We start from the raw sequence: 15,344 nt of genomic DNA, 5'->3' as shown, positions 1-15,344 counted from the left end.
GTGCCCTGGTTGGATTGTCCCTCCGGAGCATTGCCGGAAGGAGCAAGTCCGGGCAGACCTGCGGGCCACCGGCACTCACTCCATACGACTGCGTCCCAGGGCCTCACGACCCTTTATGATTCACCTGCATGCCTCATTCCAGTGTGTCCTGCGGCCAGCCCGCCATGATGGCGATCCACGTGTGGGGCCGGCGCAGTGCGGCGCTCTGTCTGCTCGGCTGCGTCATGATGGCGTCCGCGCGGTCGAACACCGGCCTTGTCCTGCCGCGTCCTGATCCGACCGGCGTCTCGGGCCCCGTGGCGTGGAGTTCACCCCCCGCGGCCACCGTGGCCAGTTTCATCGGCTGGGTGCCCCTCAGTGAGTGGCTGCCGGTCGGCGACGCCCTTCCGGTGAGAACCTATCTGCAGGGCCTGAGCTTCGATTTCCAGACCTACAACAACTGCGGGCCCAGCGCCCTGTCCTCGGTTCTGGGTTTCTACCGTGTTCACATCGGTCAGGACGTCATCCAGCGCACCACCCGCACCGGTGACGCGTTTATGCAGATCAGCGCCATCGCGCCTGAGCTGGCGCGCTTCAAACTCAAGACCATCGCCGTCCGGCAGGGCCAGCCAGCCCAGGTCAAGCGCCTGCTGTCGCTCGGGATTCCTGTGATCGTCCTGCAATGGTTCGATCGTCCAGGGCACATCAACCACTTCCGGGTGGTACGCGGCTATGACGATCAGGCCCGGGTGTTCTGGGTAAGTGACAGCATGGTGGGGCCCCTGGCGTATCTGAGCTATCACAGCTTTGAGGTGCTGTGGAACACGCAGGCGCGGCAGATGTTCCCGGTGTATCCCGAAGGGTACGACGCCGTAGTGCGCAAGTTGATCGGAAAGTCAGGCTGAGTGGCTGACGCCCGAAAGAACCAGCAGTGTGAACGCGATGACGAGGATGGCCACCCGGAGGACGTGAAGGCGGTCCCATCGTCCAACCTGCTCCCGCCAGTTCGCCGGGGCGCCCGTGGATGACCACTGCGCCACCTGTGAGTTGATCGGCACCAGCAGCATGACCGACAGGACGACGCTCACCACCAGCAGGGCAGCGGCCACCACCACGGTCAACGCCTCCGGACGACCCCAGGTCTGCACGGCCCACCCGACGCTGCAGAGGACGGAGCCGACGTACCAGACCGGCATCACCCGCCCCAGCACCCGGGCGCCGTCGCTGCGGGCAGCCAGGCCGCCGCCATTCGGGAGCCGGTCAAAGGTCGGATTCACGAAGGCCGCGACGCAGACCTCCACGCCCACCATCAGGCCCACCAGAACAAGGGTGACAACCGCCAGTCCTTCCTGCATCCTCCACCTCCCGTAGTTTCTAGCAACGCTAGATTGCTGAGCCATGCTAGTTCTAGCGTTGCTAGTATGTCAAGCGGTGCTAGGATTTCCGCATGACTGTCCAGGAGCGCAAGGCACGTGAGCGCGCGGATCGCCACCAGTCGATCATCTCGGCGGCACGCACCCTTGCCGAGACCGAGGGCTGGGACGCCGTCACCACACGCCGACTCGCCGAACACATCGGGTACAGCCAGCCCGTGCTCTACAGCCACTTCCGCGGGAAGGACGAGATCGTCGGGGCCGTGGCCCTCGAAGGGTTCGCCGAATTGACGGCGGCCCTGCGCAGCGCCGTGTCCAACGGGACGACAGGGCGTGTTGCGATAGCCGCACTGGCCGAGACCTACGTCGCCTTCGCCGGGCGCCACCCCACCGTATACGACGCCATGTTCAGTCTCAGCAGCAGCCTTCCCTTCGCCGATACAGCCACGCCGCTGCCGCTCCTCGAGGCGTTCGCAGCGTTGCTGGACACGCTCGGTGCGGTGGCGGGTACCGCCGATCCGGAGGTCTTCACCGAAGTCGTGTGGGCGGCGTTGCACGGACTGGTCACCCTCACCCGCTCGGGTCGGCTGCCACCACAGGGCACATCACACCGGCTGGCCGTGCTGGTGGATCGACTCGTCGCTGAATGACGCCATCATGGCCGCGAAGTTCACGCTCTGATAGCTCTGCGATGCGAGCCGCCTGCCCGCGTATCGGCGGAAGTGCGGCCGTCATGGCGAGGCGCTGAGGCCCTGTACGATCAGGCTCACGAGCAGAAGCAGCGCCACCACGATGAGGACGATCAGCAGCCACGTGGGCGCGTCACCGAAGGGCGGTGGACGCGGATCCTTCGACATTAACGGATCGTGCCATGCGAGTCCTGACTTGACCAACGAGATCCATGAGGGCCGACGAGGAATTCCGCCTGCATTCTCACCCACGTCAGTGGCCACAGCACGGCAGTTCCCAGGTTCTCCAGGAGGTGATGGTCGACGGGTGGTGCCGCAGAACCTCCAGCGGTGCGATCACCTGATCAGCCTTCAATGCCCCGTAGCTCAGGCGCCAGCCGGGCACGGCGAGGAGATCCGGCCACCTGTGTCGGGTCAGTCTCACGGACACCACCTGACGAGACTTGTGAATGGATGGGCACGCCCAAGCATCGAGACCGGCTGAGGTGTGACACCGGGCTTTGGCTGCCTTGACGTCTGATTTCAAAAGAAGGAGGCTGACCTATGGTTCGACCGCACGCCCGTAGCGACCTCCTCAATGGAGCCCCCTGCATGACGTGGGCGTACCCCTCGCCCGTCCGTTGGGTGGCCGGGATGCCCGGGTGACCCTGCGGCCGGAGCGGCAGGTCTCCGAAACCAACTGGGGCGGCAACGTCACGTACGGCGCGGAGCGGGTTCATCGGCCAGGCACCGTCGTGGAACTGCAGGCGATCCTCGAGCAGTCCGTGCGGGTCAAGGCACTCGGCACCCGGCACACGTTCAACCGGCTGTCCGACACCGTCGGCGACCTGGTCTCCATGGAGCGGTTCAACAACGTTGGAGAGGTGAACACTGCGGATCACACCGTCCGGATCGAGGGTGGGGTGCGCTACGGCGAACTGGGTGCGTCGCTGCATGCCCAGGGCTTCGCGCTGCCCAACCTCGCATCCCTGCCGCAGCTCTCGGTGGCGGGAGCATGCGCGACGGGCACGCACGGCTCCGGCACGACTGCGGCAGTGCTCGCCTCGGCGGTGACACGCCTGGAATTGCTGACCGCCAGCGGGGATCTCAGCATCCTGTCGCTTGAACACACTCCCGAACTGTTTCCCGGCGTGGTGGTGTCGCTGGGGGCGCTCGGTATCGTGACCGCACTCACCCTGGCCGTCGAGCCGACCTACGAGGTGCGCCAGGACGTCTACGAGCGCCTGGCGCTGGCAGAGGTGGCCGAACACTTTGACGCCATGATGACGGCGGCGGACAGCGTCAGTCTGTTCACCACCTGGCAGGACGACACTTTTCATCAGGCGTGGCTGAAACGGCGCATTGACGGAACGGGGCGCCCCGCGCCGCGGACGTGGTTCGGAGCCGCTCTGGCAGAGCACGATGTCCATCCGGTACCGGGGCTGTCGGCGACACCGTGCACCCCACAGGGGGGCGTGCCGGGCCCCTGGTTCGAGCGCTGGCCGCACTTTCGTATGGGCCACACGCCGAGCAGTGGGGAAGAGGTTCAGAGTGAATATCTGATTCCCAGGCAGCATGCCCCCGCCGCGCTGCGCGCCCTCTTCGCGCTGGGATCGCGCCTCGCGCCGCTGCTGCTCGTCTCGGAAGTCCGAACCGTGGCCGCCGACACCTTCTGGCTCAGTCCATGTTTCGGACGGGACTGCGCCGCGGTGCATTTCACATGGCGACGGGATGAACAGGCCGTCAGGGAAGTCCTTCCAGCGATCGAGGCGGCGCTGGCTCCGTTCGGGGCCCGTTCCCACTGGGGGAAAGTGTTCGTCGCGCCGCCAGACCTGCCCAGACTGCCGGACTTTCGCGACCTGATGCAGACGTTCGATCCCGGCGGGAAGTTTCGGAACGCGTTTCTGGACACACACCTCATCGGCTCGGCCTGAAGCACTGGCGGCGTTCCTCTGCGCAAAGGTGAGGTGCAACGGTCATGGCACCCCCGCTGCATTGGCGCCACCTCAAGGTCAGGCGGGGTTGGCGCTGACAGGCAGGCTTTCGTTGCCCAATGCCCTGGGATACGATGCGCGCAGGAACAGCCGTCAGGCCCGCCATGGCGCTCTTGCGCGCCCTGACCTGGCCCCATGAGGAGGTGAGCGGTGCGCTGGAACAACACGCTGGTGATCTACCCGGTGGCCGTGGCGGTCGCGCTCGCCGTCGTGCTGCCCGATGCCGTCCGGGCCCGGTGGAGCGGCGGTGATGCTGGCCTGCACCACGCGCCTCCAGACAACCGCGCGGCCGCACCGGAAGCCACCCAAGAACCGGGCGGGGTGCCCGGGATTCCCGCGCCGCTGTTCCAGGTGAGGCACCACCCGGCTCCACCGATTCCCGCCGCTCCGTCGCCGCGGCCATCCGTCGCCAGCCGCGCGCCGGCCCTCCCCACACCTCAGATCGGCGTGATCCGTCCGGTGAGTTCCGTGCCGCCGCGCACGGCGACGGTTCGTACCCCTCAACCTGCGCCGTCCAGTGCGGCGAACCGGGCGGCGCGTGTGGTGCCGGCACCCAGCCTCCCGGTTCCGGTGGTCGCCGTGCTGCGGCCCCGCAGGCTGGTCGCGGTTCGCTCCACCCACGCTGCAGAGGTTCATCCACAAGCCCTACAGACTGCGGTGGTGCCACCACCGGTTCACACTCCCGCCGCCGCAATACCACGCGCCCCGTCGGTGGCACAGCCCGTGGCCGGACACAGGGTGGTGGGCCACGTCACAGCACAGGTTCCCGTCAGACCTCCTGTGCCGGTGTCCCGCCCGGTCACCGTCGCAGTGCCGGCGTCCCCTCGGATATCTGCGGCCGTCCCAGTGGTGGTCGCGACCCCCCGTTCCACGCCGCCTGCCGCCCAGCCCCCGCCAGCCGAGGTCGCGCACTCCGAGTGGGTGGTCGCCATCGCCGCGCCCTCCGTGGAACCCCACGACCCGGAAGGCGTGGAGCCAAGGCCCATGCCGCCCGTCCCCCCCAGCCCGGCACCGTCACCGCTTCCCGTGCCGGAGCCTGCGCCCACCCCGGAGCCACCGCCAGCGCCCGACCCAGTGCCCACCCCTGCCCCCGCGCCCCAACCGGCGCCTGCACCTGTGCCCCAACCGGCTCCTGTGCCTCAGCCCAGCCCGGCGCCCCGGCCCGATCCTGCTCCGGCTCCCACGCCAGCGCCGCCACCCCCGGTGCAGCCTGGAAAAAAAGACCCGCCAGGCCAGGCCAACACGCCCCCCCCGCACGATGACCGGGGGAAGGGCAAGGGGAAGGGCAAAGGCAAAGACAAGTAGACCGCGCGGCAACCAGAGCAGGGCGGTACCCATGAACATCAGACTTGTCCCGTGATGGCCGACGTAAAGACGCAGCTGAACCTTCGTCGTCACGCGCTCCCTTCTACACTGGGCACCACACATGCCGGCCCCAGACCCACTGCTGTACGGACACCACCCCACGCCGGGCATCGTGTCCGTCCACGCCGACCTCTCGGGACGCGCCCTGGTCTGGCGCCGGGTGGACGGGCAGGTCACCCTGGAGCGGGTTCAGTTCCGGCCGTGGCTGTACGCGCGAGACCTTGCAGACGTCGAACACCTCGGATCCCGGCTCGCGTACGACGATGCGGGGGCGGCCTTCAGCGTGCAGGAATTCCCAGGCCCTGCCGGCAGCCTGCGATACCTGCTCACCGGCGCGGACGGGCGTGCCCTGAGGGAAGCGGTGTTGAGTGGCGCGTCCCGGCGGCTGGGGCGGCGCGTCACCAGCCTGCATGACCTGCGCGGCTACTACGCGGTCGGGGCAACCGAACAGTACCTGATGGCGTCCGGACGCACCTCCTTCGGCGGGATGGGATTCGACGACCCGCACCGCCTGCAGTTCGACCTGGAAACGACCAGCCTGAGCCCCGACACCGGGCGCATCTTCATGATCGCCGTGCGTGACAACCAGGGCTTTCAGACGGTGCTGGAGGCGCGGCGGGCGGCGCAGGAACCGGCGCTGATCCAGCACCTGCTGACGGTCATCCAGGAGCGCGATCCGGACATCATCGAGAACCACAACATCATGGGCTTCGACCTGCCGTTCCTGCTCGGTCGCGCGCAGGTTCACGGCTTGGCGGTGAACTTCAGTCGCCCAGGTGGCCCGCCTGGGCTCTGGCGGGTGCAGGATGGCCGCAGCGCCCCGCACTGGGCCTGCGCGGGACGGGAGATCGTGGACACCATCGACGCGGTGCGCCGCCTGGATCTGCCGAGCGCCAGTCTGAAGATCGTCTCCCAGTTGTACGGCATCGCCCCGCCAGGCCGGGTGTATATCGAGGGCGCCCAGGTGGCCGAGACGTACCGCACGGATCCGAACCGCGTCCGCACCTACGCGCTGCAGGATGTCGAGGAGGTCGATGCGCTTGCCCGGCGGGTGCTCGCGCCGGCCTTTGTCCTGGCGACGATGGCCCCACGGCCCTACCATCGCCTGCCGTATGCGGGTACCGCGACGGGCATGCTCGAACCGATGCTGGTGCGCGCGTACCTGCACGCCCGGCACGCCCTGCCCGGCGACGTCGCAGGCCCGGGCACGCCCCACCAGGGGGGCGCGGTGCATCTGTATGCCGAGGGTGTCCTCCGGAACGTGGTGAAGGCCGACGTGGCCAGCATGTATCCCAGCATCATCCGCCACGAGCGCATCGGCCCGTCGAGTGACCCGCTGGGCGTGTTCCTGCACCTGATGGATCACCTGACCGCCCTGCGGCTGCACCACAAGGCGGCCGCCAGGCGGGGAGACCCCGGCGAGCACGAGGCCATTCACACCGCCATGAAGCTCGTCGTGAACTCCGGCTACGGGTACCTGGGCGCCGGACGTCTGGCCCTCTTCCAGGATCCGGCCGCTGCCGATCGCGTGACCAGGCGGGGCCGTGAACTGCTCGGACAGGTGGTGGAGGCGCTGCGGGTGCGCGGCGTCACGCTGATCGAGGCCGATACGGATGGCGTGTACTTCTCGACTCCGGACCACTGGTCGGAAGCCGACGCCAGGACGCTGATCGCCGAAGTCGACCGCCTGCTGCCGGATGGTGTGGCCCTGGAGTACGACGGCCGCGCACGCGCGATGCTCAGCCACGAGATCAAGAATTACGCCCTGTTGCGGTACGACGGAACGCTGGAAGTGCGCGGCGCGGCCTTCGAATCCAGTCGCACCGAGCCCTACGGCCGGGCCTTCCTGCACCGGGCCTTGCGGTGCCTGCTCGCTTACGATCTGCCGGGCGTGCAGGCGGCGTACCGTGACGCCCGGCACGCCCTGGAGTCCCGCGGGTGCCGCAACGCGGACGTGGCGAGCCGTGTGCGGCTCACGAAGACGCCCGAGCAGTACGCGGCCACCCGCACGGCGCGCCGGGAAGGAGCGTATGAAGCCCTGCATGTCCTCGGGCGCGGCTGGCGGGCCGGGGAGCGGATCAGCCTGTACCACCGCGCCGGACACGGCCTGACGCCACTCGACGTGAATCCGGACGGCCGGGATTACGACGTCCCGCATTACGTGGCGGCCCTGACGAGTGCGTACGCGACCCGGCTGCGCAAGGGGCTCACGCCACAGGATTTCCGGCAGCTGTTCGAGTCCGGCGCCCAGCCGGGGCTGTTTGACCAACCCGTGGACACGATGCGCCCGGTCTGGACGCCGCTCTGAATGGCCCCACCAGCACAGGTGCAGGCGGCCTGGACAGACGGAAGGCCTCAACGCACCAGGAACTGCGCTCGGGAGGAGTCAGGCAGCTATGCAGGTGGTGCATATGGCTGGAAGGGGCGGTGCCGGCTGGGAGGGCACATTTCCGATCGGGCCGTCCAGTTTGACTTTCTGTGAATACCGCTCTATATTTAAGGAATCAAGGCGGCCGGAAGGCCGTTTTTCCATTTTCAAAGTGGCGCCCATCCTCCGGCAGCTTCACCCGTTCCCTCTTCTGGCGTCAGAGCCGGGCCGGTCAGGCCGGAGGAGCGAGCCGCGATTCCAGCCACGCGTTCACGTCACTCAGTTCCTGCGCGGTGATCTCGTGGCCCATGTCGTACTCGCGGTACGTGAAGGTGGCTCCCAGGTCGCTGAGCAGCGCTCGGCTCGCGCGGCCGTGATGAATGCCGAGTTTGGCATCCTGACGGCCATGCGCCACGAAGACCGGCGCCTCCCCGAGCGCATGGGCTGGCGCGAAGGTGGAACGCGCCTCGGGCAGGATGCGCCCCGAGAGCATCACCAGACCGGCGACGAGGTCGGGGCGGGACAACGTGACGCTCGCGCCGATGATCGCTCCCTGCGAGAAGCCCAGCAGAAACACGCGCTGTGGGTCAAGACCCTGCTCCTGCACGAGGCGCGGCAGAACATCGATCAGGGCCGTGCGGCTCGCTTCGGCTTCCTCGGCGTTCGGGACGGGTTCCGGCGTGAAGCGCACGTTGAAGAAGGCAAAGCCGTCGGGTGAGACCTGGAGCGGGCCACGGACGCTCAGCACGGCGAAACGCGGATCGAGGGCGTCCGCCACCGGGAGCAGGTTCCGCTCGTTGCCACCCACACCGTGCAGCAGCACCAGCAGGGGTGCGCCCTGCATGGGGCCGGTGCGGGGCGGCCGTAGCTGAAAGGTCAGGGCACTCACGCAGGCCGCTCCGCGTGGAAGTGCAGGGTGGTGCCAGCCGGGTCGCGCACGTCGAGACTGGCGCCGTTGCGTGTGAAGGCCACCGTCGCGGCGCGCAGGCGGACGTCGAGCGCGTCAAGATCCTTCCGCTCTGGCAGGTGGACGTGCACGCGCAGCAGTTGACTGGTTCCCTGAGGAGCTGGTGCGCCCCCGGTGCTCTGCCAGGTGTTCAGGCCGAAGTGATGGTGGTACCCGCCCACCGAGACGAACAGGGCGCCCGGCCAGCGCGAGACGACATCGAACCCCAGGACGTCGCGGTAGAACCCCTCCGTGGCGGCCAGATCCGTGACCCGAAGATGCACGTGGCCCATGGTGGTGCCCTCGGGCAGGGTGGTGAAGGGCACGTCGGCTCCCGGTTCGGTCATCAGGCTGCCCATGTTGATGGGATCGCCGGCCATCTGCACCTGTCCGGCCTGCCAGCGCCACTCGGAGCGGGGGCGGTCGCGGTAGACCTCGATGCCGTGCCCATCGGGATCCTGCAGGTAAAACGCCTCGCTGACCAGGTGGTCGCTCTGCCCGACACGGAGGCCGAGGCTCGCCGCGTGCTGCACCCAGCGGGCGAGGTCGGTGCGGCTGGGGAGCAGGAGCGCGAGGTGGTACAGCCCAGGCGACGAGGGCCGGGAGGGCTGCGCGCCCGGGACTTCGGTGAGCATGACCAGGGGCCGGTTCGGCAGGCCGAGTGTGGCCGTCACACCGTTCCGATCCAGGAGGTTCATGCCCAGCACCCCCTGGTAGAAGGCGACGCTCCGGGTCAGGTCAGCGGTCGTGAGTTCGACCGGGCCGAACGTCAGGTCGGTGCTGGTCAGGGTGGGGAAGGTGGACTGGGTCATGCGACGTACCTCGTGTGGAATGCGGGAGCGGTGTGGCAATCAGGCCGGTGGGGTCTGGATCAGGCGAGGAACTTCCAGCTGCTGGCGAAGTTCGTGTGCTGCGTGAACTGGAGCTGGATGCCGAGATAGCCAAGGCCTTCGAGCTGTCGGGCGCGTTCCAGCGGCCCCACGTCGATTGCGCGCAGGCCCCCGGCCGTCACCACGGCGGCGAGGATGGCTTTGGCGTCTGCGTCGTTCCCGGCGATCAGCACGTCCAGCGGCTGACCAGCCACCTGCCCGGCCACGAGGGTGCCGGCAAAGGTCGTGTTGAAGGCTTTCACGACGTGGGCACTCGGGATCACGGCCGCGAGTTCCTCGGCGGCGCTGGTGGTGCCGCCGATGGCGAGCCCGCTGAAGTCAGGGGTGAGGGGATTGCTGATGTCTACCACGACCTTGCCGTCGAGCCGGTGTCCGAGCTGCCGGGCGATGTCCTGTGCGTTCGTGTACCACGTCGCGAGCACCACCACGTCACCGAGTGGGTCGTCGAGGGTGCCCGCCCGTACGGCGCTGCCGGCCTGTGCGGTCTGGAGTTCGCTGGCGAGGGCCTGCGCATCGTCTGCGCTGCGGTCGACGATGGTGACCGTGTGGCCGCCGCGTGCGGCGACATGCGCGATGCCTCGGCCCATGTTGCCGGCGCCGATGATGGTGATGGTTGGGGTGGTCATGGTGTTCTCCTGAGAGTGTGACGAGAGGTCGGAGGACGGGGCTAGGTCGGTCGAGGTCGCATTACCACTGGAGGTCAGCGGAGCAGAGGGTCGGCGGGTGACTGCCCACACGGCAGTTCCGAGAGCAGCGGCGAGCAGGGCGAGGGTCAGGGTGGTCATAGGTACTCCTATAGGCGGGAACGATATTCGTGATAACGAGTATTGGATCGAGAATGGGCGGTCGGGTCAGGCTCCCTGCGAATTTGCCGCCTCCCCGAGCAGTTCAAGCAGCAATTCCAGCCGCTTGGGCGGCAGATGGTGGAACTGACGCCGGTGCAGCTCCATCAGTGGAGCGTCGAGGCGATCGACGGTCTCTCTGCCCTGTGAGGAGAGGCGGGTGAGCAGCACGCGACGGTCATGTCCACTACGCGCCCGTTCGATCAGGCCGAGCTTTTCCATGCGGTCGAGCAGTCGGGTGACGTCGGGATCCTTGTTGATGAGGCGCCCGGCGATGTCGCCGCAGGTCAGGGCATCGTCGCCCGCGCCCCTCAGGATGTGCAGCACATTGACCTGGGTGCTGGTCAACCCCTCGGGTTTGAGCAGGTGTTCGGTCTCGTCCTTGAGGCGAAGCGCCAGGATCTGGAGGGCGAGGTACGTCTGATGCTCAACGGAGGAAGGGGTTGTGGCGTGCAGCGTCATGGATACCAACTCCTGTAAGCAACGATAGTCGTTACAACGAACAATGTCAAGAAGTCGGCTGCTCCATCGCCCATCACCTTGTCCCGGACTCGGTCGAGGACGGAGGAAAATGGCAACAGGCACAGAACACCCGCTGTCCTACAAGTGCCGGTCACGCGACGTCCGTTGAATCGGAACGGGCCTGGCTAACCTTCCTACGACGCTCCGGCACAGGGAAGGGGTGGCGATTTGAGCCCAATGAGGAAGGGAGTTTGCCAGCCGCGCAGGTGGCCACGGTTCGCTCGCTGCCTGAGTCGTCAACCATGCCGTCGCGCCGAACGATCTTTTTCCGGTGACGACCACCCGACGCTGGGGAAATCAGGCGACCTCCGGGTCGCTTGCTTCGATTGACCCTCCTGCCTGATCCCAGTCCGACCGGTCTCGACATCGGCGGAGACTCCATGCGATGGCACAGCCCCAGCTCCGTCCCGCGCAAAGGGCGTCGAATATCAGGCAACAGGAATGCCGGGAACTTCCAGCAGCGTCGCCACCGGTCATAGCTCGCAATGGCCAGCTGGCGAGCATGTAACCAAATGTAAACGATGACCACAGTAGGCCTGGAATTGATCGCGGTCTGACCACAGAATGCCGGAACGTGAAAGGTTTCTGAGCTCAGGTTCCCGGACGGGTGAGGGTGCCGCGTGGGCGGCCGGAGGATGAATGACGGAGCACAACCTGGCCTCCGGATCGGCAACAGGCCGCACGAATAAAGACATCAGGGCGTCACGGTGGCGACAGGCCGCGCAGGTGGCACTGGGTCTGCTGGCCATGACTGCCTGCGGCCACAGTGATCCTGCAGGGCCGGGTGGCAGCTCTCCGGGCGCCGCACACCTGGACACGCTGACGATCGATCCGGGCGACAACACGCTGAGTAATGAGCCGTTCGTCGCCGTCAGCAACGGCTGGGGCCCGGTGGAACGCAACCGGAGCAACGGCGAGACCGGCGCGGCCGACGGTCACCCGCTCACGGTCGACGGTGTGGTCTATGCCCGGGGATTCGGCGTCCATGCCGCCTCGTCCATGACCTTCGCGGTGCAGGGCATGTGCCGAACCCTCACAGCGACCATCGGGATCGACGATGAGGTCGGCTCCCGGGGGAGCGTGGTCTTCCAGGTCTACGGCGATGGCGTCAAGCTCTACGACAGCGGCCTGCTGACGGGAGCCAGTGCGGCGAGGCCGCTGACCGTGGACATCAGCGGCCGCTCTGAACTCCGGCTCGTGGTCACGGATGGGGGAGACGGCAACGCCTACGACCACGCCGACTGGGCGGGCACGATGTTGAGGTCGTGCACGTCGGCACCTGGCCCGGTGCCAGTCGCGTCCGGAGCGGCGCTGCGCCTGAATACCGGCGGGCCCGCCCAGACCGTCGATGGCACACCCTGGGTTGCCTGTACCGCCGTCACGGCGTGCTCCGGCTACGTGACCGGGGGCGCGGCGTCCACGCCCGTGCCGGCGCCGACCATCACCGGCGTGACGCCGCCGGCGAACCCGACCATCTACCAGTCGGCGTGGATCGCGGCCGACACTCAGGCACTTCCCGCCGGTTCGTCCGCCTTCAAGATTCGCGTTCCTGTGGCCAACGGGCGGTATCAGATCCGGCTGCACTTCGCGGAGTGGATCAAGACCGCTGCCGGGCAGCGGGTGTTCGATGTCCGGCTGGAGAACAGCGTCGTGCTCGACCATTTCGACGTGTTCAGGGAGGCGGGCGGGGCCGGGCGGGCGGTCGTGCGCTCCTTCGACGTCACCGTGCAGGACGGTGCGGTCGACCTCGACTTCCTCCGCGAGGTGGACACGGCGAGCCTGAATGCCCTGGAACTCCAGCCGCTGGGCCTCGGCTGGACGAACCGCGCCGCCGCCCCCAGCACGCTGTACGAGGCGCAGGGCGCGGCCGTGAATGGCAAGTTGTACGTGTTCGGCGGGTTCTACACGAATCTGAACGGCACGAAGCCGGCGGCCACCCGCAAGGCGTGGGTCTACGATGCCAGTGCGGATCGGTGGGCGCCACTGCGCGACATCCCGGACGCCGTCACGCACGCCGGAGTGGCCGTGAACGGCACGGACATCTACCTGGCCGGCGGCTTTCTGGGCAACCACCCTGGCCCGCAGACCGATCACGTGTGGCGGTACGACACGCTCACGGACACCTGGACGGCCCTGCCGCCCCTGCCAGGCGCAAGGGGCGCGGGCGCACTGGTGCTGCTGGGCCGTGACCTTCACTACTTCGGCGGCACCGAACGCACCTCTGGAGGCAGTTACCTGAGGGACGACGGCGACCACTGGACGCTCTCCCTGGACGCGCCGACCACGTGGCGTTCCCTGGCGCCACTGCCGGTGCCCCGCAACCACCTGGGCGGAGTGGCGCTGGGCGGTCTGATCTACGCGGTGGGGGGCCAGCACCTGGGGGATGAGGCGCACGGGGACCTGACGGACGTGCACGCCTACGATCCCGCCACCAATACGTGGCGGGCTGTGGCACCGCTGCCCTTGCCGCTGGGCCACATCACGTCCTCCACGGTCGCGTGGCAACAGCGGGTGGTCGTGGCGGGCGGCGTCACCCTGGCAAAGACCAGCGGCGCCATCGAGGGAGCGGAATCGGACACGATGCTGTCCTACGACCCGGTCACGAACCGCTGGTCAACCCGGACGGCGTTGCCGGCGGTGCGGCAGTCTCCCGTGGCCGACGTGATCGCCGACCGACTGGTCGTGACCACCGGCTCGAACTCGGCGGGCCCGACAAATACCACCTGGCAGGGCCAATAGCGCTGGTAGCGGCGCCCACCGCCTGCCCGTCGTGGGCGAAGCGCTGATTCCCCGGTCATTGCCTGTCACACCCCTGTCAGTGGTCACTCCCTGGGGCAGGGACATGACGACTCACCGTGAGGGTGGACGCGACGAGTCCGCGCCCTGGGGTGCGAGACCGTGCAGGGCTTCCTGACCGGCGGTCCGGAGTTGCCGGACGCCGTGGTAGAGCGCTGGTCGTCCGCGCTGACCGCCACCCGTCTGCTCTCCAGGGTCGGACTCCCACAGGCCTCCTGACACGTTGATGCTTGTTCTCTGAACCACGCGGCCTGTCACAGTGGAGCCATGCGCTTCCGGCACCACGCTCCCCACCCGCGTCTGCGCGACCTGGTGCAGGGCTACTGGGAGCTGGAGGACATGCTGCTGGCGTGGCCGGAACAGAACTTCAACCTTCCGGAGCGCACCCTGCGCCTGATGTTCTCTTCAGAAACAGCGCTGCTCGGGCCGAGTCTGGACGCACTGCGTCCCATCTCGCCCGTCGTGCTGACTCCATTCAGCATTCAACCTCAGCGCACGGCAGGACGGGGTCGGCTGCGCGCGCTGGTGGCCGAACTCTACCCCTGGGGCGCCCGGCAACTGCTGGGGTGGACTGCCCAGATGGTACCGGACGCGCTGGACACGGCCCTCAGCGCCAGCGCCTGGGGCCGCGAGGTGGTGGCGCTGGTGCAGCACGGCGAGTGGGAGACCGCCCGCGAGGCGCTTGAGGAGTATCTGCTCCTCCTTGCCGACCAGTCGAGCGAGCCGGGCGCAGGGGTGCAGGCGGCCCGCCAGATCTACCAGTCGTTCGGCAAGGTGCGGGTGGCGGAGCTGGCCGAGGAGCTGAACCTCAGCCCGCGCACCCTGGAGCGTCAGTTCGCGCAGCAGGTCGGGGTGAGCGCCAAGACGCTGGCCCGCGTGGTGCGCTTTGATGAGGCGAACATCCGGATTCGCACGAACCCGGGGGTACCGATGGCTGACCTGACCTTCGAGCTGGGCTTCTTCGACCAGGCGCACCTGATCCGTGAGTTCAAGGCCCTGTCCAGCATGACCCCCGGCGCCTTCGCCTCCATCGCCGCCCGAAGGCGGCACCGCGTCGACCTCGATCTGTTGCGGGTCGGCGGGGATCAGTACCTCGACCTGGCCGTGCCGCCCGAGTTCGAGCTGGGCCAGGCCTGAACCTGTCGCCTTGTTTTCCGGCGTTCCGTCCGCTCAGGGGATGAACGAAGGCGCATCGTTCTGGATAACTTACCCCTGGGACGCAGCGCCGCTCGAGCGGTAGAAGTATGGATCGAGCACGCTGACCAGCGTGATCCGATCCACGGGCAGGCCAGTGCGTTCGGCGGCCTGCCGGATGGCCTCGGGCGAGGGGCCGTCGTAGACGCAGTAGGTCTTGCCGTGATCCTCGGACACGTAGGAATGCACCCAGGTCACGCCCACATCGGCGTTTCTGTCGACCACGCTGAGGCAGGCGGCGGCCCCCTCGGCGGTGCCGGGAATCTCGAGACCAGTGGGGAACGTGCGTTCGATCAGGTAACGGGGCATGGTCATCCTCCTGGGTGGCGGGCCGTGGGCCACGCGGTGATGGGCGTCATCGGGGCGGGCTTCCCTGGCAGGGAAGGGTGGAACAGCACGTCGTATCC

At 67.9% G+C, this 15,344-nt stretch carries 13 protein-coding genes; 6 read left to right on the top strand and 7 right to left on the bottom strand.

Annotated elements, in window-relative coordinates; all coding sequences use genetic code 11:
• Positions 1 to 128: 128 nt before the first annotated feature.
• Positions 129 to 884, top strand: a complete 756-nt coding sequence (locus E7T09_RS16580) for a C39 family peptidase (RefSeq protein WP_136390302.1) — start codon at positions 129 to 131, stop codon at positions 882 to 884.
• Here the strand turns inward: E7T09_RS16580 and E7T09_RS16575 are convergent.
• On the bottom strand, positions 876 to 1,334 hold the full coding sequence (locus E7T09_RS16575) for an anthrone oxygenase family protein (protein ID WP_136390301.1): 459 nt from the start codon (positions 1,332 to 1,334) through the stop codon (positions 876 to 878). The genes E7T09_RS16580 and E7T09_RS16575 overlap by 9 nt on opposite strands.
• A 92-nt stretch (positions 1,335 to 1,426) precedes the next feature.
• Here E7T09_RS16575 and E7T09_RS16570 point away from each other — a divergent pair, with 92 nt between their 5' ends.
• Positions 1,427 to 2,002, top strand: coding sequence for a TetR/AcrR family transcriptional regulator (locus E7T09_RS16570; RefSeq protein WP_136390300.1), 576 nt, complete (start codon positions 1,427 to 1,429; stop codon positions 2,000 to 2,002).
• 81 nt (positions 2,003 to 2,083) lie between these two features.
• Here the strand turns inward: E7T09_RS16570 and E7T09_RS22485 are convergent, their stop codons facing one another.
• The gene (locus tag E7T09_RS22485) at positions 2,084 to 2,209 is read right to left on the bottom strand and encodes a hypothetical protein (RefSeq protein ID WP_255578442.1); all 126 of its coding nucleotides are present in this window, start codon (positions 2,207 to 2,209) and stop codon (positions 2,084 to 2,086) included.
• A 473-nt stretch (positions 2,210 to 2,682) separates the two neighbouring features.
• Between E7T09_RS22485 and E7T09_RS16565 the strand changes: the two genes are divergently transcribed.
• Entirely contained in the window at positions 2,683 to 3,954 is a 1,272-nt protein-coding gene (locus E7T09_RS16565) for an FAD-binding protein (protein WP_255578446.1), read from the top strand.
• 1,486 nt (positions 3,955 to 5,440) lie between these two features.
• Positions 5,441 to 7,687 (top strand): 3'-5' exonuclease, encoded by a 2,247-nt coding sequence (locus E7T09_RS16560; RefSeq protein WP_136390299.1) that lies wholly within the window; start codon positions 5,441 to 5,443, stop codon positions 7,685 to 7,687.
• Positions 7,688 to 7,979: 292 nt separating this feature from the next.
• Here E7T09_RS16560 and E7T09_RS16555 read toward each other — a convergent pair whose 3' ends face one another.
• The 4 genes from E7T09_RS16555 to E7T09_RS16540 form a co-directional block, all read right to left on the bottom strand.
• On the bottom strand, positions 7,980 to 8,636 hold the full coding sequence (locus E7T09_RS16555) for an alpha/beta hydrolase (RefSeq protein ID WP_136390298.1): 657 nt from the start codon (positions 8,634 to 8,636) through the stop codon (positions 7,980 to 7,982).
• The gene (locus E7T09_RS16550; protein ID WP_136390297.1) at positions 8,633 to 9,505 is read right to left on the bottom strand and encodes a VOC family protein; all 873 of its coding nucleotides are present in this window, start codon (positions 9,503 to 9,505) and stop codon (positions 8,633 to 8,635) included. The genes E7T09_RS16555 and E7T09_RS16550 overlap by 4 nt, the downstream gene beginning before the upstream one ends.
• Positions 9,506 to 9,564: 59 nt before the next feature.
• Complete coding sequence (locus tag E7T09_RS16545) at positions 9,565 to 10,209, bottom strand: NADPH-dependent F420 reductase (protein WP_136390296.1); 645 nt, start codon at positions 10,207 to 10,209, stop codon at positions 9,565 to 9,567.
• Positions 10,210 to 10,434: 225 nt separating this feature from the next.
• Positions 10,435 to 10,887, bottom strand: a complete 453-nt coding sequence (locus E7T09_RS16540; RefSeq protein WP_136390295.1) for a MarR family winged helix-turn-helix transcriptional regulator — start codon at positions 10,885 to 10,887, stop codon at positions 10,435 to 10,437.
• Positions 10,888 to 11,586: 699 nt separating this feature from the next.
• Here E7T09_RS16540 and E7T09_RS16535 point away from each other — a divergent pair.
• Both E7T09_RS16535 and E7T09_RS16530 read left to right on the top strand, forming a co-directional pair.
• Entirely contained in the window at positions 11,587 to 13,686 is a 2,100-nt protein-coding gene (locus tag E7T09_RS16535) for an NPCBM/NEW2 domain-containing protein (RefSeq protein ID WP_136390294.1), read from the top strand.
• Positions 13,687 to 14,010: 324 nt separating this feature from the next.
• Complete coding sequence (locus E7T09_RS16530) at positions 14,011 to 14,880, top strand: helix-turn-helix domain-containing protein (protein ID WP_136390293.1); 870 nt, start codon at positions 14,011 to 14,013, stop codon at positions 14,878 to 14,880.
• A gap of 69 nt (positions 14,881 to 14,949) precedes the next feature.
• Here the strand turns inward: E7T09_RS16530 and E7T09_RS16525 are convergent, their stop codons facing one another.
• Positions 14,950 to 15,246, bottom strand: coding sequence for a DUF4242 domain-containing protein (locus tag E7T09_RS16525; RefSeq protein WP_136390292.1), 297 nt, complete (start codon positions 15,244 to 15,246; stop codon positions 14,950 to 14,952).
• Between the last annotated feature and the right edge of the window lie 98 nt (positions 15,247 to 15,344).

Origin of the sequence: Deinococcus sp. KSM4-11 (assembly GCF_004801415.1) — a bacterium.
GTDB lineage: Bacteria > Deinococcota > Deinococci > Deinococcales > Deinococcaceae > Deinococcus.
Note: the sequence above shows the minus strand (reverse complement) of the source record. Positions and strands in the feature narration are given on the sequence as shown.

Bases quoted from the DNA above. Each gene is read 5' to 3' on its own strand.
- E7T09_RS16580 (WP_136390302.1), top strand. From the start codon at position 129: ATGCCTCATTCCAGTGTGTCCTGCGGCCAGCCCGCCATGATGGCGATC.
- E7T09_RS16575 (WP_136390301.1), bottom strand. From the start codon at position 1,334: ATGCAGGAAGGACTGGCGGTTGTCACCCTTGTTCTGGTGGGCCTGATG.
- E7T09_RS16570 (WP_136390300.1), top strand. From the start codon at position 1,427: ATGACTGTCCAGGAGCGCAAGGCACGTGAGCGCGCGGATCGCCACCAG.
- E7T09_RS22485 (WP_255578442.1), bottom strand. From the start codon at position 2,209: ATGTCGAAGGATCCGCGTCCACCGCCCTTCGGTGACGCGCCCACGTGG.
- E7T09_RS16560 (WP_136390299.1), top strand. From the start codon at position 5,441: ATGCCGGCCCCAGACCCACTGCTGTACGGACACCACCCCACGCCGGGC.
- E7T09_RS16550 (WP_136390297.1), bottom strand. From the start codon at position 9,505: ATGACCCAGTCCACCTTCCCCACCCTGACCAGCACCGACCTGACGTTC.
- E7T09_RS16545 (WP_136390296.1), bottom strand. From the start codon at position 10,209: ATGACCACCCCAACCATCACCATCATCGGCGCCGGCAACATGGGCCGA.
- E7T09_RS16540 (WP_136390295.1), bottom strand. From the start codon at position 10,887: ATGACGCTGCACGCCACAACCCCTTCCTCCGTTGAGCATCAGACGTAC.
- E7T09_RS16535 (WP_136390294.1), top strand. From the start codon at position 11,587: ATGACGGAGCACAACCTGGCCTCCGGATCGGCAACAGGCCGCACGAAT.
- E7T09_RS16530 (WP_136390293.1), top strand. From the start codon at position 14,011: ATGCGCTTCCGGCACCACGCTCCCCACCCGCGTCTGCGCGACCTGGTG.
- E7T09_RS16525 (WP_136390292.1), bottom strand. From the start codon at position 15,246: ATGCCCCGTTACCTGATCGAACGCACGTTCCCCACTGGTCTCGAGATT.